Origin of the sequence: Cytobacillus massiliigabonensis, from assembly GCF_900199725.1 — a bacterium.
Lineage (GTDB): Bacteria > Bacillota > Bacilli > Bacillales > Cytobacillaceae > Cytobacillus > Cytobacillus massiliigabonensis.
This window is the reverse complement of sequence record NZ_LT904904.1, coordinates 652,096-673,660: the sequence shown is the minus strand read 5'-3', so window position 1 is coordinate 673,660 and position 21,565 is coordinate 652,096. Positions and strand designations below refer to the sequence as shown.

Below are 21,565 nucleotides of genomic sequence, written 5' to 3'. Positions count from 1 at the left end.
GTTCAACTCTTGCTAGTGGGCGATCGCATGTCTGGCAGGTTACACCTTCTATTTTTTCAAATTTTGTGTAGCATTCCGTACACATGAAGTTCGATTCTTCTTTAGAAAATAATGCAGTCCACCCCATTTGAGGCATTAATTCTGAAAAGCAGACAAGACAATGTTCAATAATCAATCAGTCCTTTCTTTCGCGCTTCTTCATTCATTTTTACGATTTTATTTTTCGCGCGTATCATTGCTTTTGTTTTTCCATAGTGAAAAAAAGTGATCTCTCCGCTTGGAGCCTGCCAACTCCTGCCCACACGGCCGGCAATTTGAACGAGGGCACTTTCTGTAAATATACGATCCTCTGCACCTAATACGGCCACATCAATATTAGGGAAAGTTACTCCTCTTTCTAAAATCGTAGTAGTTAGCAGCATAGGGGTTTCTTTGTTCCGCATCGCCATTACTTTTTCCTTCCTTTTTGGATCTTCTGCATGGACAGCCTCTATATTCGGGTTCAATGTTCTTATAAGCGGAAGAATTTTTTCCATTTTATCAATTTTTGGAATGAAGAGGAGGCATTGTTTGTTGGCGTCCAGACGTTTTTTTACCCATTGAAGGATATTTTGAGGAAGACGATTCTTCTTAAGCAATTTCTCCCAATTGCCACACCATTGAAAACGTGGGACCGGCAGTGGATGACGATGGAAGCGAGCGGGAATTGTAACAATTTCCTTTTTTCCTTGAAGGCATTCTGTTTGCCATTTTTCATTTGGAGTAGCAGTAAGGTAGATCATAGAGGATGACTGTTTCCGGGCTTGTCGGACCGCATGCTGGAGAGTTTCTTCCACAGAATAAGGAAAGGCATCGACTTCATCGAGAATGACCGTATCAAAAGCCTGGTAGAATCGCAGAAGCTGGTGGGTTGTTGTGATTGTTAGAGGGGCATTCAAATGGCGATCTTCGCTGCCCCCATAGAGTGAAGCAACCTGTATGTTCGGGAAGACATTTTTTAGACGAGGGGTCAGCTCAAGCACAACATCTGTTCTTGGCGTTGCCAGGCATACTCTTTTCCCAGAAGTTAGCGCAGTGTCAATCCCTTGAAAAAGCACTTCGGTTTTCCCAGCCCCGCACACAGCCCATACGAGCAGCTCTTTGTTTTCATTGATCGCCTGAACCACTCGTTGTGAGGCTGTTTGCTGTCCTTCAGATAGGGAGCCGTTCCAAGAAAGCTGTGGGCTATTCATTTCCCATAGTGTCGTTGGTCCAGTCCAGCTGATTAATGGGGTACATGCACTGATCCTTCCCATCATAATGCATTTCCGGCAGTAAAGGCAGTCTTCCCCGCAGCGGGAACATGGGAAGTGAGCGAAAAAGTGTTTATCTTTATTGCCGCATCGTGTGCAAGCAGGTTTGTTTTTTTCAATTGAAATTCCTTTGCGGTAAATGAGGCAGCCATTTTCGTAGTGTTCTTGGAGTTCTTCGATGGGAAAAGCGAGATCATCCAGCAATAGCTGTTTGCCTATTAACTGTTGTTGGAGTTCTATGTTGTAGGAGTAATTTAGATTCATTTGATTAAAGGGAATTTGATCGATAGATGAGATTGGGAGTGTTATCTCAGGGGATGTAAGGAGTTTATCAGGAATGAGTTTCGAATGTACAATTGCAAATCTCAAAGAAACACCTCATTTATAACTATATGGTTTTTGTTAGTCACAAAATAATCTAACAGCCGCCTTATTTTAATAACTAGTTTTGAATAAGACGACCGTTATCTTTATTGAAATTACTATTAAACCTATTAGGTTATTCGTAAAATGCTTTTTCTTGCTTCATGAACGCTTCTTGGCTGCCAGTTTTTCGGTCTTAATCTTTTTCGGGCGGCATGAACGCTTCTTGGCTACCAGTTTTTCGGTCTTTCTCATATTCGATCGGCATGAGCACTTCATGGCTACCAATTTTTTCGGGCTTTCTCTTTTTCGGGCGACATGAGCGCTTCTTGGCTACCAGTTTTTCGGGCTTTCTCATATTCGATCGGCATGAACGCTTCATGGCTGCCAGTTTTTTCGGGCTTTCTCTTTTTCAGGCGGCATGGGCGCTTCTTGGCTACCAGTTTTTCTGTCTTTCTCTTTTTTGGGCGGCATGGGTGCTTCATGGCTACCAGTTTTTCGGGCTTTCTCTTTTTCGGGCGGCATGAACGCTTCTTGGCTACCCGTTTTTTCGGTCTTTCTCATATTCGTGCGGCATGAACGCTTCATGGCTGCCAGTTTTTTCGGTCTTTCTCTTTTTTGGGCGGCATGGGCGCTTCATGGCTACCAGTTTTTTCCGCCCTCACTTTTTCGAGCGGCATGGCCCCTTAATCCCCTTGAACCAATAACTTATCTCTTCTTCACCCAGCCAAGTCCCATGGAACCCTCACCAAGATGGGTACCGATGACAGGACCGAAGTAGCTGATCATAAATTCAACATTCGGGAATTGAGCTTCGAGCTCATTTTTCCACTCATTTGCCTCTTCTTCCCGGTTGGCATGAATAATTGCTGCCCGATAAGGATCACCGCTTTTGGCGTCTTCTTCAAGCAGTTCGACAATTCTTTTCATTGCCTTTTTACGTGTACGGATTTTTTCAAACGGGACAATGACTTTCTCTTCAAAATGGAGAAGCGGTTTTACTTGAAGCAAGCTGCCAATAAGTGCTTGGGCACTTGAAAGGCGTCCGCCGCGCTGAAGATGTGATAGATCATCGACCATGAAATATGCTCGAATAGATTGCTTCATTTCTTCAAGGCGTTTCATTATTTCCTGCGGTGATTCTCCAGCTGCGGCCATTTCCGCTGCTTCCAGTACATAAAAACCTTGCACCATGCAGCTGATTTCGGAATCAAATGGATATACCTCGATTCCTTCCGCCATACCGCCAGCTGTAACCGCACCTTGGTATGTACCGCTAATCCCGCTTGATAAATGAACGCTGATAACAGCATCGTATTCCTTCGATAGTTTTTCAAAAAGCTCTACAAACTGCCCAACAGGGGGCTGTGAGGTCGTTGGAAGCTCTTTATGCTTTACCTCTTCATAAAAATCAGAAGCGCTTATATCGATTTCTTCCTGATATGTTTCATTTCCAAAAATTACACTGAGCGGAATCATATATATATTTAATTTTTCCCGTAGTTCCTTTGGGATATAGGCTGTACTATCCGTGACTACTGCCGTTTTCATATTTGGGATACCATCCTTATTCATTTTCTATTTCCCATTTTATATGAAATTGATAGGAAATGCATTAAATTTGGGGTGATTTGAGGGTATTACGATGAATAGGGAGAAATTCTTATGTGTGCAGGAGCTTTTGATGACAATATCTTTAATAGCACAATGAAAATAGTAATAAAGAATGTAACATAGAGGGAGCCCTATTTTGGAGAGATCTAGACTGAGGAAGCGGAAAATGAGGTTAATTCAATTGTTTTTCATAAGAAACATCTAAGCCTCTTTTATTAATTTCTAATAACAGAAATTCAATAAATTTTGGTTCAAGATCAATGGCAACTGCTTTATAGAATGTTTCAACTAATAATAGATCAGGCAGCTTCTCTAAACTAGACATATCCACTCACTCCTTGTAAGTATATATCCCCATTTTGGTTAAATATACCTGTTTTGTAAATAGGTATAAAGTAAGTGTCATGAATTTTACATTTTCTCTTGATACTGGGTATGCGCTCTCTACATTCTTGGCATGATAGTACAAGAATTATCTAATAGGGTGGCGTTCTATATGCACAAAAGGGCCTACGTTAATTTGCATTACCTGGGGACAGATCATGTGAAAAACATTCATACATTTAAAAATATAGTAAAGGCATATAAGTCAATTAGAGTTTCTACTATTAAGCATTCTATTACTGGGGAAGAGCTAGCAGATTGGCTCGCTGAAGTTTGTACTCCACAGGAAATAGAAGAAGTTCTATTTATGATTTACTGTGCACAGAAAAGAGGCTCGGAAATAAGAAATATTTTACAGACGCTTGCAACTGCAGTTTTAAAATGATTATGTTTTTTTAATAGAGTGCTTTGTTTTTTATTTGCTAATTTACTTTTTAACAATATTTTAGATCGATTCTTGTATGGAATTGATCTCTTTTGATTTCACCCTACTTGTCCGAATTCACCCCTTCTTCGGACTCGTTCGACCTTAATTTCAGCATTCCTTTCCGAACTTGGCTCTTCTTCGGACTCGTTCGAACTTAATTTCAGCATTCCTGTCCGAACTTGGCTCTTCTTCGGACTCGTTCGCTCTTGATTTCAGCATTCCTGTCCGAACTTCTCTCTTCTTCGAACTCGTTCGCTCTTAATTTCAGCATTCCTGTCCGAACTTGGCTCTTCTTCGGACTCGTTCGCCCTTAATTTAAGCATTCCTGTCCGAACTTCACCACTCTTCGGACTCCTTCGCCCTTAATTTCACCAATCCTGTCCGAACTTCTCTCTTCTTCGGACTCGATCACTCTTGATTTCACTAACCTTGTCCGAAGGCAAAAACATTTCTCCTCCTAACAACATTAGAAAATAATCACCCGCGATACCCGCAAAAAAAGAGCCATTGCTCCACAGCAACAGCTCTTTTCCAAAAGTAAATACTATCTGACTTCCACCCAGCCATTTTTAATCGCGACTACTACCGCTTGTGTACGGTCGTTTACGTTCATTTTTTGTAAGATATTGCTGACGTGGTTTTTAACTGTTTTTTCACTAATAAAGATAGCTTCACCAATTCCGCGGTTGCTTTTTCCGTCTGCTAGCAGCTGGAGCACTTCGCATTCACGGCGAGTCAGAAGGTGAAGAGGACGGCGAATTTCTACGCGCGGCAAGTGGGATTGACCTTGTCCAGCTTCCTCCAATGCCAGTCTGCGGTATTCGTTTACCAGATTATGAGTTACCTTCGGGTGTAGGTATGAACCGCCATCAGCTACTACTTTGACAGCTTCAATTAGTGCGTCTGCATCCATTTCTTTCAGCAGATAGCCGCTTGCGCCTGTCTTTAGTGCATGCGAAACATAGTTTTCATCATCATGGATTGAAAGAATAATAACCTTTGATTCAGGAAATTTTTCTATCAGCTGGCGTGTGGCTTCTACTCCATTGATTGTTGGCATATTAATATCCATAATAATTACATCTGGACGGAACTGTTCAACAATGGATACAGCCTCACTTCCATCATCCCCTTCAGCTACTACCTCAAATGATTTTTCAAAATCTAAAATGCGTTTTACGCCTTCTCTAAATAATTGGTGGTCATCAATTATGACAATCTTTGTAGTCATTTCTTCCCCTCCTAAATTCTTAGCATAAACTATATCTGAATAATTGCTGGTGTTTAATATTTGCATAGGACTCATTTATCTATCACTTATCATTCGAGTCACAAATAATAGGAACCTGAATGAGCACAACTGTCCCTTTTCCTATTTTTGAATCAATGGAAAGCTCGCCTTCTAATAGCTCTACCCTTTCTCTCATGCCGATTAGGCCAAATGAATTGGTCTTTTTCTGAGAGGTATCAAAGCCGGTTCCATCATCTTTAATAACAACTGAAACCTTTGATTTATCAATTTCCAACTTTACTTGTATTTCAGATGACTGGGCATGCTTTATCGCATTTTGGACAGATTCTTGGATGAGACGAAAAAGGGCCACTTCATAATTTGCTGGGAGTCTTTTTTCTTCTTTAAGATTGGCAAAGACAATTTTTGTTTTCTTATGATATTCTTCGGTTGTCTGCAAGTATTTTTTGAGGGTCGGAACTAACCCTAAATCGTCAAGAGCCATCGGACGCAGGTCATAAATAATCCTCCGTACTTCATATAGTGCATTTCTGACCATTTTTTTCAGGTCGCGAATTTCCTTGAACGCTTCATCGCTGCCTCTTTCCCGATACACCCGTTCAATTAAATCCGAACGCATCATGACATTTGCCATCATTTGTGCAGGACCATCATGAATTTCCCTTGATACACGTTTTCGCTCTTCCTCTTGCGCTGCGATAATTTTCAGCCCAAAGTCTTGTTTCAACTTGGCATCCTCGAGCATTTCCCCCACTTGCTGAAGATCACTAGTTAAATAATTCATTACGACCGTAATCTGGGAAATGAGATGCTCCGCACGCTCAATCGTTTCTTGCAAGCCAATAAGCCTTCTCTCAATATCATCGCGCCGATCCCGAAGCTGCTTTTCTATTTGCTGGTTCATGGAATAATTCATTTGCAGCTGATGGGCTTTTTCATAGGCATCGCGGACTTCCGCTTCCGTATAATCCTTAAAATGCATGCTGACTTCAGAAAGACGTTTTCTTGCAAAACGAGTTTGAACCTCAAGCCTGTCCCCTTCGCTTATGGTCTTTGCAACTAGTTCCTTCATTTCTTTTAGCTCATCACTTAAGGTCACATGATCTTTCCGGCATTGCTCCCCAATGCGAAAAATTTCATTCTTGCTAATGTCAACCGTGTCAATCATTTTTTCTAATATTAAATCAAGCGTTTTTGTATCAAGTTTCTTTTTTTTGCTCATTCAATATCCTCCAATCGAAAAGCATTCCGCTTAGCGACCTATGGACTGTATAGCATGTGAAAAAAGCTTATGTACTGTAAATGCTTCTCTTCTACCCAGCATAGACCTACTTCTAAACAAATTTTCTTCCACTAATCCCCTTTATTCTAGCTTGAAATTGGCGGTTATACTATCTCTGAACACCTAAAAATAGGTGAAAAAGGGCAAAATTCCGTAAAAAGACTTAGTATTATGTTTCAAACACATGACTTATATCCTATAATATGACCATGAATTATCGTTATTAGCCATCAATATTCTGCGAAAACTAAAAAGACGAATTTTCACCATTTGAATATTGTTATTATAACACGGAGACTTTTTTACAATATTAAAGTTTCATTACATTCAGCTTATAATTGAAGTTTTACAACTTGTCGAATTATAATGAAGAAAGGCGAAAACGCCTCGATCTTCGCCGTATAAACTGGAGGGTCTTATTCTTTCGATAAAGGAAACACGGTGAGCGTAAACGAACCGATGTTGACGCAATCGTTGCGGAGGAGACCTGAAGTTTGATAGGCGATAGGCGCTTTCGCCAGACAATTCTCCAACACAATATTAATATTTTTTATCGCAAGTATAAATTGCCGAATTAGATTGGAAAGGAGCGGTTATATGCTGCCCCGTTACTATACTGTAAAAGGTTACGGAGAACATGAAATTATCATACAAAAATCGCGATTTATCGCTTATGTCGAAAGAGCGGAATCAGAGGAAGAAGCACAAGAATTTATCCAAAAAATAAAAAAACAGAATTGGGATGCGACACATAATTGCTCTGCCTATATGATTGGAGAAAATGATCAGATCCAGAAAGCAAACGATGATGGCGAACCGAGCGGAACTGCAGGCGTTCCCATTCTTGAAGTACTCAAGAAAAAGCAATTAAAAGATACGGTGGTTGTCATTACTCGATACTTCGGCGGAATCAAGCTTGGAGCCGGCGGTCTTATCCGCGCTTATGGAAAAAGCACCTCTGAAGGAATCGATGCAACAGGCGTTGTTCAAAGAAAGCTGATGCGAGTCATGCATACGAAAGTGGACTATACTTGGCTTGGAAAGCTCGAAAATGAACTTCGCTCCTCCGTTTATGCACTGAAGGAAATTCATTATTTAGATACAGTGGAAATCGAAACATTTGTGGAGGAAGAACAAACAGCTGCCTTCACAGAATGGATGATCGAGCTAACAAATGGACAGGGAGAAATCACTGAAGGCGATGTTGTTTATTTGGAGGAAGTCGTGGAAAAATAAACAATTTACGAATTTGACCAATAGTTGTAAAATAGTAATGGCTTATCTAAAATTTCAACAAATTTAGTCAAAAAACGCAGTATACAATATGTTTTGATAAAGGAGAAAACACATGTCTAATACTAGACAGACTTATAAAGTACGAAAAAAGCGTAAGAATAGAAGAAGAATATTCCTATTTTTGGTTGTACCGATATTAGTTCTTGTATTAGGAGCAACCTCATATGGTGCTGTTCTCTATTTTAAAGCACAATCAGCCATGGATAGTTCTTACACTCCTATTGAAAGAGAATCAAAAAAACGGGAACAGCCTGTTAATCCACATGTAGATAATGTTTCAATTTTAATTATTGGCGTGGATGATAGCGATACAAGAAACTATAAAAGCGGATCCAGATCAGATGCACTTATGGTTGCTACCCTCAATGAGAAGAAAAAGTCAGTGAAGCTATTAAGTATCCCGCGCGACTCATATGTCTATATTCCTGAAGTTGGCTATGAAGATAAAATCACTCATGCCCATGCATTTGGAGGAGTCGAAGCATCTATCGAAACGGTGGAAGAAATGTTAGATATCCCGATTGATTATTATGTAAAAATGAATTTTAATGCATTTATTGATGTCGTAAACGCTCTAGACGGAATTGAAGTTGAGGTTCCATACTCATTAAGTGAAAAAGATTCAAAAGACCGCAGCCATGCAATTAATTTAGAGCCAGGGCTTCAAGTACTGGATGGAGAAGAAGCTTTAGCACTTGCACGTACAAGGAAAAAAGACACCGACTTTGAGCGCGGAAAACGTCAGCAGGAAATTTTAAAGGCGATTGTAAATAAAGCTATTTCAGTAAAAGGCTTCACAAAATACGGAGATGTGATTAAAGCTGTTGGTGATAATATGTCAACTGATTTATCCTTTAGTGAGATGAAATCATTCTTTGACTATGCTGCAGCAGGTTCTGGTTTAGATATTGAAACCATTAATTTAACTGGGGAGGATTCTTATATTAATGGGGTTTATTATTACCAGTTAAGTGAAGAATCTTTAGACGAAATACAGCAAACACTGAAAACTCATCTTGAGGTTTCTAGTGATACAACAAACAGTACGGATAGTAATCAAACAGAAACGGATGAAAATTCGGATGAATAAATTGAAAGTCCAATCAAATTGATTGGGCTTTTTTATTTAAGCGGATACTGGAACTGTAATTTTCACCAAATTTATAGAAAAGCGGACACCAAGTACCGCTATTTACGAAATAAACAATGAAATCACTGCAATTTTTCAAATTAGCTGAACGTTTGTCCGTAAACATAAGGTATTAACCCATTCTGTCACAAATAATAAATGAGCGGGTGTCCTCCAAGCAAAAAGACCAAATCGTATACGATTTGGTCTTTTGCTTATTCATTATCAGGACGTTGACCTTGCATAAATTTGTGCAGCGGGCGATGGTCTTTCCCCATTAACCCTACTTTTTCCGCAAATACCTCGATCAGTAAAAGAAGTACTGCAATGACGATTAGTGCCCACCATACTGTTGCTTGCGAGAAGATGACAGCTGTAAGCCCAAAGAATGCAGCAATTGCATAAATGATGAGTACAGTCTGACGGTGTGAATATCCTAAGCCCAGCAAGCAATGATGCAAATGCGATTTGTCAGGTGCTGACAGCGGCTTCTTATTTACAACACGGCGAATAATCGCGAAAAGTGTATCGGAAATTGGAACGCCGAGGATAATAATAGGAACGATTAATGAAATTAACGTAACGTTTTTAAAACCTAGCAAGGCCAAAACAGAAATCATATATCCTAAAAACAAGGCACCTGTATCACCCATGAAAATTTTCGCAGGGTGGAAATTATAAAATAAAAATCCTAATGTGCTGACCAATAAAATGGAACCAACAATAACAACGTAAGTGTCCCCCATAATAATGGCCATTCCAGAAATAGTTATTAAGGCAATAGAAGAGACTCCGGCAGCCAAGCCGTCTAGTCCATCAATTAAATTGATGGCATTTGTTATGCCGACAATCCACAAAATGGTCACTGGGATGCTAAAGTATCCGAATTGCAATTCTCCGCCAAATGGGAGGTTAATGAATTCAACAGACACGCCGCCCCATACAACGACAATAATCGCGGCTACCAGCTGTCCAAGCATTTTGACCTTTGCTGAAATTTCAAACATATCATCCAGTATACCTGTGATGATAATAACAACACTACCTACAACAATGGATATTCCAATGGCAGGTCCATTAGGGTCTTCTGGCTGCAAAATAAACATGCCGATGATGAAACTTAAATATATCGCTAAACCGCCTAAACGCGGCATAATCTTTTGATGTACTTTACGCTGATTGGGTTTATCTGTTGCTCCAATTTTAAACGCTAACTTTTTAACAAGCGGTGTTAACAATATTGTTGCCATAAAGCAAACAAATAAGGTCAAATAAAACATGCAGACCCTCCTTAGGAATATCATGCCCAATTCTTCTTAAGTAAAAAACAAGCAGATCATTGATATTAATCAACAAACTGTTTTTTGTAACAAATTTTACCGATAAAATATAGCTGACTTGTTCTGGTATAATTATAGAATAGTTTGCAACTAGATTCGCCAGATTGAATTATAACACATGAATTGAATTATTGGGAGTAGGAAACATAATATGATAAAAATCTACTAAACTCTCCAAAATATAATATTAAAAACTCAAAATCTAGCCTTTTTTGTTATAATCTATTTATACCATATAATTCATGCTTAGGGGGATTTTTCATTGAAAAGAAAAAGTACATTTTTACTTACTGCTGGGTTGGCTTTATGTATTACTTTAGGCTTCGGAGCTAAGACATTTGCAGACTCTGAACCAGTCATTGCAAGTGTTGAATGGGTCATGTCAAAAATTAACCCTTTAAGTCAAAAAGTTTCGAACTTAGAACAAAAAGTCACTGAGCTTGAAAGTCAAGTAAAACAGCTTAAAGATCAAGTGAACAACAAATAAGGATGGATTCTTTTATGAAAAAGTCACCTTTCTATTTAGTAGTTTTTGCCTTTCTTTTATTCTTTTCTCCAAATATATTTCATGCATCTGGAGATAGTGTACCAACACCTGCAATCAACTATTTGACGGAAGTAAAAGTGAAATTGTTACCTGATTCTACAAAATTTTCAGTTACACCTAGAGGTAATTACGAAATTGTGAACGTGGATACACAATCACTCGTTCCATTCTCTGCTTCTGCATCCTTTGAAATGGTAAGCGGAAAAGTCCAAATGATTTCAGGGTCAGAAAAAATAGCTTCTGCAAAAGGGTTTCTTATTAATGAAGTGAAAAGTGATGAATCAAATGAAGTGAAAGTAAGCAAAATACAAACGGCGAACGGAGTAGCTGATACAGCCTATCGCGGTTCATTTGAAATCAAACCAGGACAGAAGGTTCCTCTTCTTATCAATCGATTAGATATAGAGAATTACTTAAAAGGTGTCGTGCCAAGCGAAATGCCTACTAGCTGGCATATGGAGGCACTAAAGGCACAGGCAGTATCAGCCCGGAGCTATGCCTACACTCAAATTAAAAATAGCGCAGGCAATGGTTACCTGGAAATGACTGTTTCAAGCCAAGTATACGGCGGAAAATCAAAAGAATCTGACCGCGGAAATCAGGCTGTAAATGAAACAAAAGGAATATATGCTACTTATAATAATGTACCCATTAATGCTTTCTTTCACTCCACTTCTGGAGGACATACGGAAGACAGTGAAAATGTTTGGGGAAGTGCAGTTCCTTATATAAGGGCAGTTGATGATTCCTATGATAAGATGCCAGGGAATACTCATTATGGCTGGGAAACAATTGGGAAAACATCTGTTATCAGCCAAAAACTTAAGCTTTCTGGCACCCAGGTTCTAACAGGATTAAAAGTAACTGAACGCGGGTCAAGCAATGCGGTCACTCAAATGACAGCCACTGTTTATGATAAGGCAACGAAGCAAAAAACCAATATTGCATTAAAGCCAAGCTTAGTTGCCACACCAGATCGACTACGGTCCTTTTTTGGTATAACACTAAAAAGTATTAAATTCAATGTGTACAATAATGCATCATCTTTAATAAAACTTGCAGATGGGACAGAGAAAAAAACCACTCATCTTGTCGGCTATAAAATTCAAAAAGCCGACGGTTCAACAGAATATATTGAAGACAGCAGCTTAAACGTTCGTACAAAGTCAAGCACGACCCTTGTTAATACTGTACCAACTGAGTATACATTTAAAGGAGATGGCTGGGGACATCTTTTAGGCTTGAGCCAATGGGGAGCAAGGGGAATGGCAGAAGCAGGCTACGGCTATGAAGAGATCCTTAAGCACTATTACACAGGTATCGAAGTGAAAACGATCAATTAATGCCAGTTTTGATTACAGCATAAAACCAGCAAGCATTTAAAGCTTGCTGGTTTTTTTATGAATAATTATTCTATTTTAATGCACGATATAAAAAGACGGAGAATTGTGATCGTTTTGTTGGCTCATATGGTTTAAAGTAGCCTTCGCTGCCCTTTGCTACACCATGCTGTGACACAGCTTGAATATAAAGATATCCATCATCCGATTTAGGAACATCTTTGTACCCTTCATACGGATCAGATGTAGGCTCTAATTCAAACGAACGCTGCAATACAACTGCCATATGCTTTCTTTTCATTGGATCATTTGGCATAAATTTATTGCCGCTTCCCTTGAAATACCCTTTTTCTACTACAGTCATAATGGCTCTGCGAGACCAATCTCCATTTTTCACATCAGAAAAAGAAGATGGCGTATCACTTAAAGGCAGCTTTAGTGCTTTAACAAGCATAGAGGCTGCTTGAGCGCGTGTAATTGAATTTTCTGGCAAGAACTTTTGAATATCCGTATAACCCGAAATAATCTTCTGATCATACATCTTCATTATTTCTGTGAATGCCCAGTAATCTGGCTTTACATCAAGGAAGACACTTCCTGAAGCAGGCGGAACTGACGGCTCAGGCTGTCCATTTCCGTCCCCTGGATCCGTTGTTCCGGGTGGCTTTCCGAGTAAAGCATTTACTTCATTCTGAAGCTCTTTCGTTCTTGCATCCAGATCAAAAACTTGTCCATCAACCTTTGAAAGCTCGTCCTCCGTCCATTCAACACCTGCTGCCTCTAAAGCTTCTCCAGCATCAGCCTCTTTACTTGAACATCCAGTCACAACTGTAAATAAGAGAAGGAGAAGGAACGGAATGATACCTTTTTTCATTGTTGTATACCCCCAAAGTGAAAATCTTCTATCTTATACATGTTTCAGATTTATGCCTTTCCTCTTCCAAGAACCATCTTAATTTCTGGAAACTTTAACAGCTTTAGAAGCCCAGCAAAAGTAAGAAGGAATACAACTCCTCCAATAATCATATCAAGCCATGCATTTCCAACTAATAAATACTTTGACGAAATAAACATGATGCCTATTATGAAAGCGTAAAGAATAAGAGATTTGCCAATTGACCGGAAGTTTTCAGTCATATTTAATTTTAACATGAATTTTGCTAAGAAGACCATAAGTATAAAATTGACAATTGAGCTAATCGATGTACCCCATGCAATTGCCTCAGCTCCAAGCTGATCCTTAAATGCTACGATTATTCCAATATTTATACCAAATACACAAGCAATGCTAATGATAACTGGCATATAGGAGTTTTCCATCGCATAGAAGAATCGAGTAATATATACATTACCAGCCAATGCGAACATAGACAGTGAAAAAATTTGCAGCAGCGGAGTCGTCATCCGGGTAGACTCTTCTGTAAAGTTCCCATATTGAAAAATAATCTGGACAAATTCTTTTGAATAAAAGAAAACATAAATCGTAACCGGGATAAGCAGCAGCCCTAACAAGTTTAGGCCTCTTTGATAAAGAGCAGCTATACTTTCCTTCTCATTCGCCGCTACCTTTTTCGCAAGCATCGGGTAAATAACCGTTGTTACTGCTGTCATAAGAACAGCCTGAGGAAACTGAGTCAGCTTGGAAGCATAGTTAAGAGCAGCGATATACCCTTGAAAATCATCTGCAAAGATCCTTTGAATAAAAGCATAGAATTGAAGAGCCGCCCCGCCAAGCATGATCGGCGAAGCAATAATAATTAGCCGTTTCAAATCATTGGAATAGCCGAAGTTAAATCGAAAGTATTTCAGATGCTCTTTTCTTAATCCAATTAACAGCATGACCACCATAATGATTGATGCGACTAGTGCCCCCACCCCATAGGAATCAACATGCATGAGGGGCGTTAGCACAACTGCAATGGCTACAAAACAAAAGTTATACAGCAAGGTAGAAAAAGAAGATAAATGAAATTTGTCATGAACATTCAATATTCCGCTCAGCCACATCGACAGAACTAAAAAGAATGTCGAAGGGACCATCCAATAATAGAGACCTTTTGTTAACTCAATTACTTCATCCTCTAGATCGCCAAAAAACAAATGCAAAATCGGCTCAGCAAACACAGTAAGAATGATCGTTAAAAGCCCAATAAATAACGTAATATATGTGAAGGTGGAAGAGATAAACTGCTTCGGATCTTCCCCTTCTAGCTTTTTGCTATAAACAGAAATAAAGGCGGTTGTAATTGCACCGCCGATAGCAATATAAATAAAGTTTGGAATTGTATACGCAGTAGTAATACTATCTGCATAATCTGATGTTCCATATTGGTAGCCAATCACCATTTCTCGTGCAAATCCGATTAATCGGGCAAGAATATTAATGACAGCAACTGCTCCAATAATCTTTAATAATTTGCCTTTCATACATCCACAACCTTTTCAGCCACTCCACTATAAATGGAGCCTCTGATTTTCTAGTCTACTTTTTCTTTACTTGATTATATATGTCTTGAAGCTTCACAATTAGTTTCTTTTCATCGTTGGCAGCTGCCTTTTTTTCTCCATTTTGGATCAGCATATCCTTCACAGCCTCATGTTCAATAACCTTTAGAATGCCTTCAGCCAAGCTTGCCGGATTTTTGGGCGCTGACAGTATGCCGTAATCATCCCGCAATAAATAGCTTAGACCGCCAACCTCGCTTCCAACGACAGGCGTGTGGCAGGACATCGCTTCAACGGCAACTAATCCAAAGCCTTCTATATGTGAAGGCAGAACAAAGACTTCCGCAGCTGACATCCATTTAGCAAGCTCCATTTGAGGCAATGGATCTTTAAAGGCAACCGTCTGAAGCTCCTCGCTCTTGATGATCTCTTCAAGCTCCTGACGATAAGCTTCATTTCGGCTAGCACCAATTAAATAGAGCGCGGCTTCCGGCACCTTCTCCTTTACCGTTTTAAAAGCCAATAATAATTCATTCAATCCCTTTTCACGAATCATATTTCCAACGAAAAGAATGGGCTTTTCATTTTCATTGATCCCTAGCTCCGCGCGAATATCCTTCTTCGGATAAGGCTTGAACACGTCACGATTCACACCCATATTCAGAATCGAAAGCCGATCCCTTTCAACGCCATATTGTTTATTTATTTCCTCATACAGAGCATCCCCTACCGCAATGACATGGTCTGCTTCTCGAAGAATGGCCGTTGTCCACCCGCGAATTCGTGCATTTTTCTTCGCCATCCGGTCGATATCTCCTCCATGGGAAGTGACAACAAAAGGCGTTTTCCAAAGCTTCTTGTAGGCACGCGCGAGCATGCCAGACGGAAACACGTAATGCGCATGAACAACATCATATTTTTTCCCTTTAAAAAGAAGATTCAATACGGTCTGAAGAAACCAGATGATATACTTTTTTAATACGCGCAGCTTTCCGTTTTTCGGATCTGTAATGGCGATAACATCCACTTCATCCCCCATATTCTCTAAAGCCTGCACCTGGTTTTTTACAAAGATTCCAAATGTCCGGTTCTCTGCAGTTGGATACATATTACTAATAACAAGTATTTTCTTCCCCATTATTATCCCCTTTTTTTCGGCAGCATATGGAATTGATCCAGTCCTTTAGCAGCCTTTGCCTTCAAACTGGAAGAAATGGCCTCTGCCTCCTGCTGAACAGCATCCCATTCGCTATCCATCCGTTCAATAATCGCAGAAAACTGCATAGGATCAGAAGATAGCTCGTCCATTGATAAGCATTGGTCTTCCTTGCCAATCATTTGCATGAAATGCTTTACTTTATGATGGTACGCAACTCCAATGACAGGTGTTTCAGCATCTAAGGATAGAATAATCGAGTGCAGCCTTGTCCCGATCACAACATCCTGCTCGCCGCACACATCAATTAATTGGGCTGGGGAAAGATGTTCTTCATTCATAACAGCATTTTCCTTATGTTCCATTGCTTCATAAATATCTTTAGTTACCCACACATCCTGTGGATATTTTGTGGAAAAGAACGTGACCTCCACGCCTTTTTTCTCAATTAATTGATCTAGATTTCTAGCCATGCCTGTTACATAGGCTTGATACTTTGCCTCATCCGCTTCCGGCCAATATTTAATATTGTAGTAGGGAACAGCTGTTACACCCACTTTTTTTATCGACTCTGATTTCTTGTGCTTGTTGACAGTCGTTAATGTAAAAGCTGGGTCTCCAATAATTTGAATATCCTTATTAATGCCAACAGATTGAAGCAATGCCTTTGATTCTGGATCTCGAACAGAAATCGAATCAGCCGCCTTAGCCAATCTTTTAATAAAAAACTTTCCAATGGAAGAGGTTAGTGGTCCCGCACCGCAGCCATAAACAACTACCTTTGCCCCTGCCTGCTTGCCCATGAGTCCATACGTTCCATAAAGAGGGGCTTCCCTCTTATACAGATCCATAAGTATGCCTCCACCGCCAATAATCACCACATCGAGATCTTTTATATACTTTCGGCTTTGTTTAACGGTTTCCAAGAATGTTTTTGGTGCAGAACCTTTTTTATAATACAGCGGAAAAGATTTTACACCGTATCTCTCTTGAGTTTGTTCAGGATTATTGCTGAAAACAGTGATTTGTTCTCTTTGAATGTCAAAGTTTGCAGTCAGCTGCGTGATAATTCCTAATAATATTGCTTCGTCCCCATTATTGTTATTGCCGTAATTACCTACAATTCCTATATTCATATGATTACTTCCTTTACTCACATTAATAAAACGCAACCCTTATTATATCATAGATAGAAATAAGGACGAAAACTGAAACTGAGATCTATTTATAAAAAAAACTTTCATGAGCATCTGCTTACAACTAAGTATGTAAATGTCGGTCTGCTTAATTTCTCTGCTCTGGTTATTACTTCGTACATAAAGGCTTGTTCAATTAATCAGACCGACAAGTTACTTTTTTATACAGAAAAATGCCAGGCATTTATTGCCTGGCATTCCCTTACTTCACATAGTAATTCTTAACTCCTTGGTAGATCGCCTCGGCATATTTATTTAAATATGTCTCAGATGTTAGCTTGCTGCGATCCTCACTGTTCGATAAAAACCCTAACTCAACTAAAACAGCTGGAATTTGATTGTATTTGATAACATAGAAGCCGGTATCTTTGATTTTTCTATCAGTCATATTTGCTTGACTGACTAATTGCTGCTGAATTTCATGTGCAAGCAGCTTGCTTTGTGCACCATTTTGATTATTTGAAGTATCATAATATGTTTCCGAACCTTTTGCTGAACTGCTGCCTGCTGAATTTACATGGACACTGACAAAAATTTCGCCGTATACAGATTTTGTGAAATCAACACGCTCCTGCAGCGTTAAGAAATTGTCTGTTTTCCGTGTCATTACAACATTGGCACCAGCAGCCTGCAGCTTTGCAGAAACTCTTTTTGCAACATCTAAGGTAATATTCTTTTCATAAAAACCGTTGCTTGATGTTCCTGGATCATGTGCACCATGCCCGGCATCAACTACGATGATGCGATCCTTTAATGGGTATCGGCTATCATTCGATTGAAGCTTTAAATAGGATTTATGGACATAGCCGACTTTCCCATTGTAGCTTATTTTCGCCCAATAACCATCAAATGCATAAATCGTTACCTTTGTTCCTTTTTGCAGGCTTCCAAGCTTCGCATCTTTGTCTGATGGACCTTGTCTGACATTTAAAGGAGTTGAAGATGTAACTGTTCCCGTAGAAATTCCATCCCCTTCAACTACTTCGTTTCGGTCAGGTACTGATAACTTAAATTGATCATCAATCGCTCTTGATAAAAAGGCAGTAAACTGCGCTCTCGTAATTTCATCCTCAGGAAGGAATCGGAAATTATTTCCGTTTGAAATTCCGTTATAATGCACCTTTTCAATATACTCGTAAGCCCAATAACTGCGTGATACATCGCTAAAAACCGGAGATCCTGGTGTATAGCCGTTGTAATCAAGGTTCCAAGCTTCTACAAGCACTTTAGCCATTTGCGATCTTTTTAACGTATTATTCGGTCCGAATGACCCGTTTTCATAGCCTCCAAAAACGCCTAACTGATAGGCACGATCAATATATCCAGCAGCCCAATGATTAGCTGGAACATCATTAAATCTGGCCTGTACATTTTCAGTTGGCTTCTCGCCTAATGCTTCAACTACCATCTTTGCAGCCTGAGCTCTAGTAACCTTATCATCAGGAAGGAAATAAGAAGTGCCTTCTGGATTCTTATATCCGCTAATAATCTCTTGTCCAGAAAGGTGCTGGATATTGGTATATGCCCAATAGTCGCTTGGAACGTCAGTAAAGCTGACAGCCATTGTTTGAACGGCATTGCTGTTCATGCGCAACTGCATCGTCTGTTCATCTGAAGAAGCTGAACTTTCCAGTTCTGAATCAACCTCTTCCATATCAAGTTCCTCCAGCTCCACACCTTCGTACTCAACTACTTTCACTAATTCCCCTTGACCTTGATTCTGCTCAACATTTGTTTGGTCTCCTGTTATGTTCGCTTCTTCTGCCTTCACCCAGTTAGATGTGAGGGGAGAAAAAATAAGAAGGGAACAAATTAAATAACCAAACAATACTTTCCTCGACATATTTCGCCTTCCTTCCTGCTAAAATTATCATATTAATAGAATAACAGAAGTTTTTGTCAAGGAACATAACTTTTTGTCAGAAAGTCAGTCCCTCCTATACATTTCACTTCTCTGCTCTATTACTTTCACAATCTATTATTTCGTCAAAATCCGATACAAAAATGCACTGTATTGCGCTCTAGTAACTGTATCGCCTGGTTTAAATGTATTATCAGGGTATCCTGTAGTAATTTCATTGTAAGCTAAAGCTCCTATTGCCCGATACGCCCAATAACTTGGCTTAACATCTGCAAAGTCTTTTGAAGGCATCCCTTGAAGCTTATACGCATTTTGCAAAATCCCTGCCATTTGTGCTCTCGTTAGTTTTCCTTCAGGGTCGAAGAGATTTCCTTCTTTCCCGCCCATAATTCCCGCATTTGCAACGGACGCAATAATGGAATAATAACGATGTGTTTGAGGAACATCTTTAAATCCAGGATCTTTAATGTTTGCTGTGTTTAAATTTAACGCTCTTGCCAAGAGTATCGCTGCATGGGAACGCGTTAATTGGTCTCCCGGTTTAAACTCCCCTGTCGGATACCCGCTAATAATCCCCTTGTCAGCTAAATACATGATTTCTTTGTATGCCCAGTATTTGCTGTTTACATCTTTGAATGTGCCATTATCAGGTGTTGGTGTTGATGCCCCATTCACCTCAACAGGAATAGACTTTGATGACTTACCGATGGTCGCTGTTATTTTACCAGTTGCTGTTTCGCTTCCAGCAGTGAATAGACCATCCTTTGTGATCGTGCCTATATTTCCGCTCACAGACCACTTCACTTGGGATTTATCATAAATAATCGCTTTTCCAGCACTATCTTTTCCAGCAGTTGTTAAAGCTTTTGTTTGTCCAGCTGCCAGTTTTAAACTAGTTGGCGCAACTGAAAACTGATCAATTGTATCAACTACGGTGATAGGAAGGTTTTTTACCGCATTCCCGTATTTACCGGTAATCATCCCTTCACCTTTTTGCTTAGCTGTAAATTGGTTTCCTGTCATCTCACCGACATTATTAGAAACAGTGAGTGCCAGCTGCTTAGGATCCACACTTAATGGATTGTAATATTGATCAAGAACATAGTTCGTATTTACAGCTACTGAGGATCCTACCATCACCTTTCCCGCTGTTTTTTGCGAGATTGATAGAATAGATGGCTGACCTAATGGGGCTGTACTAATTGCCTGCAATGTCGTCGAAACTAAACGTTCAGATCCGCCAGATGGTTTATTGACAAGCGACACTTGAGCATTGCCATAATTTCTTACCGCCATAGCCGTCGATCCGCCACCATCAAGATTAAGCGCACGATCCACACCTAAGCTAACTAAATATTGAGCAAACTCACTTAAACTCATGCCTGTACTAAATCCAGGCTGACGGCCATCCACCGTAACGAAAAAGACCTTTTTCTTCGTTTTATCAATAGCTACAGCTGTTCTAGGCGCCTTTTCCTTTGCCCTTGGGCTGTTTGGGTCAATTGTTAAAAAGACCTTCCCATCCTTCACAAGCATCGGACCGCTTGCCATCATATATTTTGAATTTTGCCATTTACTATCAATATTAACTTGGACTTGAACAGCATCGCCCACCTTCATCGCTTGAAGCTGATCCATCCATTTGGTGCCGTTAACAGATAAAACAAACTCATTTTCACGTACCAGTGTGTTCGTTTTATCGCCATATTGCCTAATTGCTCGAACTTTACCGCTTAGTATGTCCCCAAATTGAATCGGTTTATTTATTTTTGTATCAGAAGTGATAATATATTCCACACCATAGCTATTCGTATTTGTATAGCCATTTCCATAACCAGGTGTATAAATGATCGCCTCATTCGCATCTCTCATGCGATTAAAGCCAGACAGCTCAAATTTCTTCCCATTAAAGGTTAATGTGTTTTTAAATTGGTACGTATCAATTTCAGCCTGTCCATTGTTTAAAATCCCAAAGGCAATTGGCTCACTTACGTATTTATCTTTTCCCTCTGAAATTAAGCCCCCATTTACAATTCCGTTATCTTTCGCTAACAAATACATTGGAAGCTTCGTTGTCATATCGAAGAAAGACCCATTGATCGCTCCGACTACTCGATGACCATCGTAACTATTAGCCTGTGCGGCCTTTGTTGTAGTAGCCAGCTTACTTACTGGATTGGGAATCCCCACTTCCAAAGTAGTATAAGAGTCCGCTAGATTCACTTCCATTAAGTTGATCGATTGCTTTACAGATGAATTTGTCAGTTTAATATTTTTGTAATCAACTCCAGGTGACACTTTGAACTGCTTATTAATGGTACTGCTTGCGGCTTCAGCTGGTGATCCTGCAAAGCCGAAAGACATAACCTGCACTAAAAGGATAATAGCTGCTAAGCCTGATAGTTTTTTCCTCACGTCCTGTTCCTCCTTCTGTCAAAACTATATGTTTTTATGTATCTAACACACTATTACATATGTTAACAAAAACCGCCAATTTTCTCTATCATTCTATTATCCTTTTTTAAATCGACTTAGATATATTGCTCATTGCGTAAATATAACAGTTATAAGCATTTAGCTCACAGCCGCGTATGTAAATGTCGTTCTGCCTAATTTCACGGCGCTTGTTATTACTTCGTAC

General features: G+C 39.6%; 18 protein-coding genes. 6 read left to right on the top strand and 12 right to left on the bottom strand.

What is annotated here, in order from left to right; translation table 11 throughout:
- Positions 1 to 164: 164 nt before the first annotated feature.
- Positions 165 to 1,661: a DEAD/DEAH box helicase gene (locus tag C1726_RS14335; protein ID WP_102273782.1), complete on the bottom strand. Its 1,497-nt coding sequence runs from the start codon at positions 1,659 to 1,661 to the stop codon at positions 165 to 167.
- A gap of 209 nt (positions 1,662 to 1,870) precedes the next feature.
- Between C1726_RS14335 and C1726_RS25925 the strand changes: the two genes are divergently transcribed.
- Complete coding sequence (locus C1726_RS25925) at positions 1,871 to 2,182, top strand: hypothetical protein (protein WP_142385095.1); 312 nt, start codon at positions 1,871 to 1,873, stop codon at positions 2,180 to 2,182.
- A gap of 181 nt (positions 2,183 to 2,363) precedes the next feature.
- On the opposite strand, the gene C1726_RS14320 is transcribed toward C1726_RS25925, so the two are convergent.
- Both C1726_RS14320 and sda read right to left on the bottom strand, forming a co-directional pair.
- Positions 2,364 to 3,206 (bottom strand): DegV family protein, encoded by an 843-nt coding sequence (locus C1726_RS14320; RefSeq protein WP_102275813.1) that lies wholly within the window; start codon positions 3,204 to 3,206, stop codon positions 2,364 to 2,366.
- Between the two features lie 235 nt (positions 3,207 to 3,441).
- Positions 3,442 to 3,594, bottom strand: coding sequence for a sporulation histidine kinase inhibitor Sda (sda, locus tag C1726_RS14315; protein ID WP_102273779.1), 153 nt, complete (start codon positions 3,592 to 3,594; stop codon positions 3,442 to 3,444).
- Positions 3,595 to 3,813: 219 nt separating this feature from the next.
- Between sda and C1726_RS14310 the strand changes: the two genes are divergently transcribed.
- Entirely contained in the window at positions 3,814 to 4,038 is a 225-nt protein-coding gene (locus C1726_RS14310; protein ID WP_142385094.1) for a hypothetical protein, read from the top strand.
- Between the two features lie 586 nt (positions 4,039 to 4,624).
- Here C1726_RS14310 and C1726_RS14305 read toward each other — a convergent pair.
- Both C1726_RS14305 and C1726_RS14300 read right to left on the bottom strand, forming a co-directional pair.
- A complete protein-coding gene (locus C1726_RS14305) occupies positions 4,625 to 5,311 on the bottom strand; it encodes a response regulator (RefSeq protein WP_102273777.1) in 687 nt (228 codons plus the stop codon).
- An 82-nt stretch (positions 5,312 to 5,393) separates the two neighbouring features.
- Entirely contained in the window at positions 5,394 to 6,554 is a 1,161-nt protein-coding gene (locus C1726_RS14300) for a sensor histidine kinase (protein WP_102273776.1), read from the bottom strand.
- A gap of 657 nt (positions 6,555 to 7,211) precedes the next feature.
- On the opposite strand from C1726_RS14300, the gene C1726_RS14295 reads away from it, so the two are divergent.
- Together C1726_RS14295 and C1726_RS14290 are read left to right on the top strand one after the other, a co-directional pair.
- Positions 7,212 to 7,850 carry a YigZ family protein gene (locus C1726_RS14295; RefSeq protein ID WP_102273775.1) on the top strand — a complete coding sequence of 213 codons (639 nt, stop codon included), beginning with the start codon at positions 7,212 to 7,214 and terminating at the stop codon, positions 7,848 to 7,850.
- A 112-nt stretch (positions 7,851 to 7,962) separates the two neighbouring features.
- A complete protein-coding gene (locus tag C1726_RS14290) occupies positions 7,963 to 9,000 on the top strand; it encodes an LCP family protein (protein WP_102273774.1) in 1,038 nt (345 codons plus the stop codon).
- 254 nt (positions 9,001 to 9,254) lie between these two features.
- Here C1726_RS14290 and C1726_RS14285 read toward each other — a convergent pair whose 3' ends face one another.
- Positions 9,255 to 10,319 (bottom strand): glycosyltransferase family 4 protein, encoded by a 1,065-nt coding sequence (locus tag C1726_RS14285; RefSeq protein WP_102273773.1) that lies wholly within the window; start codon positions 10,317 to 10,319, stop codon positions 9,255 to 9,257.
- 322 nt (positions 10,320 to 10,641) lie between these two features.
- Between C1726_RS14285 and C1726_RS14280 the strand changes: the two genes are divergently transcribed.
- Both C1726_RS14280 and C1726_RS14275 read left to right on the top strand, forming a co-directional pair.
- Positions 10,642 to 10,866, top strand: coding sequence for a hypothetical protein (locus tag C1726_RS14280; RefSeq protein WP_235822783.1), 225 nt, complete (start codon positions 10,642 to 10,644; stop codon positions 10,864 to 10,866).
- A gap of 14 nt (positions 10,867 to 10,880) precedes the next feature.
- The gene (locus C1726_RS14275) at positions 10,881 to 12,269 is read left to right on the top strand and encodes a SpoIID/LytB domain-containing protein (protein ID WP_180968206.1); all 1,389 of its coding nucleotides are present in this window, start codon (positions 10,881 to 10,883) and stop codon (positions 12,267 to 12,269) included.
- A gap of 70 nt (positions 12,270 to 12,339) precedes the next feature.
- Here C1726_RS14275 and C1726_RS14270 read toward each other — a convergent pair whose 3' ends face one another.
- The 6 genes from C1726_RS14270 to C1726_RS14245 form a co-directional block, all read right to left on the bottom strand.
- The gene (locus C1726_RS14270; RefSeq protein ID WP_102273771.1) at positions 12,340 to 13,140 is read right to left on the bottom strand and encodes an S-layer homology domain-containing protein; all 801 of its coding nucleotides are present in this window, start codon (positions 13,138 to 13,140) and stop codon (positions 12,340 to 12,342) included.
- A 50-nt stretch (positions 13,141 to 13,190) separates the two neighbouring features.
- A complete protein-coding gene (gene murJ, locus C1726_RS14265; protein ID WP_102273770.1) occupies positions 13,191 to 14,693 on the bottom strand; it encodes a murein biosynthesis integral membrane protein MurJ in 1,503 nt (500 codons plus the stop codon).
- Positions 14,694 to 14,748: 55 nt separating this feature from the next.
- Complete coding sequence (locus C1726_RS14260; protein ID WP_235822782.1) at positions 14,749 to 15,849, bottom strand: glycosyltransferase; 1,101 nt, start codon at positions 15,847 to 15,849, stop codon at positions 14,749 to 14,751.
- Positions 15,850 to 15,851: 2 nt separating this feature from the next.
- Positions 15,852 to 17,003, bottom strand: coding sequence for a polysaccharide pyruvyl transferase family protein (locus C1726_RS14255; RefSeq protein WP_102273769.1), 1,152 nt, complete (start codon positions 17,001 to 17,003; stop codon positions 15,852 to 15,854).
- A 262-nt stretch (positions 17,004 to 17,265) separates the two neighbouring features.
- Complete coding sequence (locus tag C1726_RS14250; RefSeq protein WP_102273768.1) at positions 17,266 to 18,906, bottom strand: N-acetylmuramoyl-L-alanine amidase; 1,641 nt, start codon at positions 18,904 to 18,906, stop codon at positions 17,266 to 17,268.
- A 135-nt stretch (positions 18,907 to 19,041) separates the two neighbouring features.
- Positions 19,042 to 21,339 (bottom strand): S-layer homology domain-containing protein, encoded by a 2,298-nt coding sequence (locus C1726_RS14245; protein ID WP_102273767.1) that lies wholly within the window; start codon positions 21,337 to 21,339, stop codon positions 19,042 to 19,044.
- Positions 21,340 to 21,565: the final 226 nt, after the last annotated feature.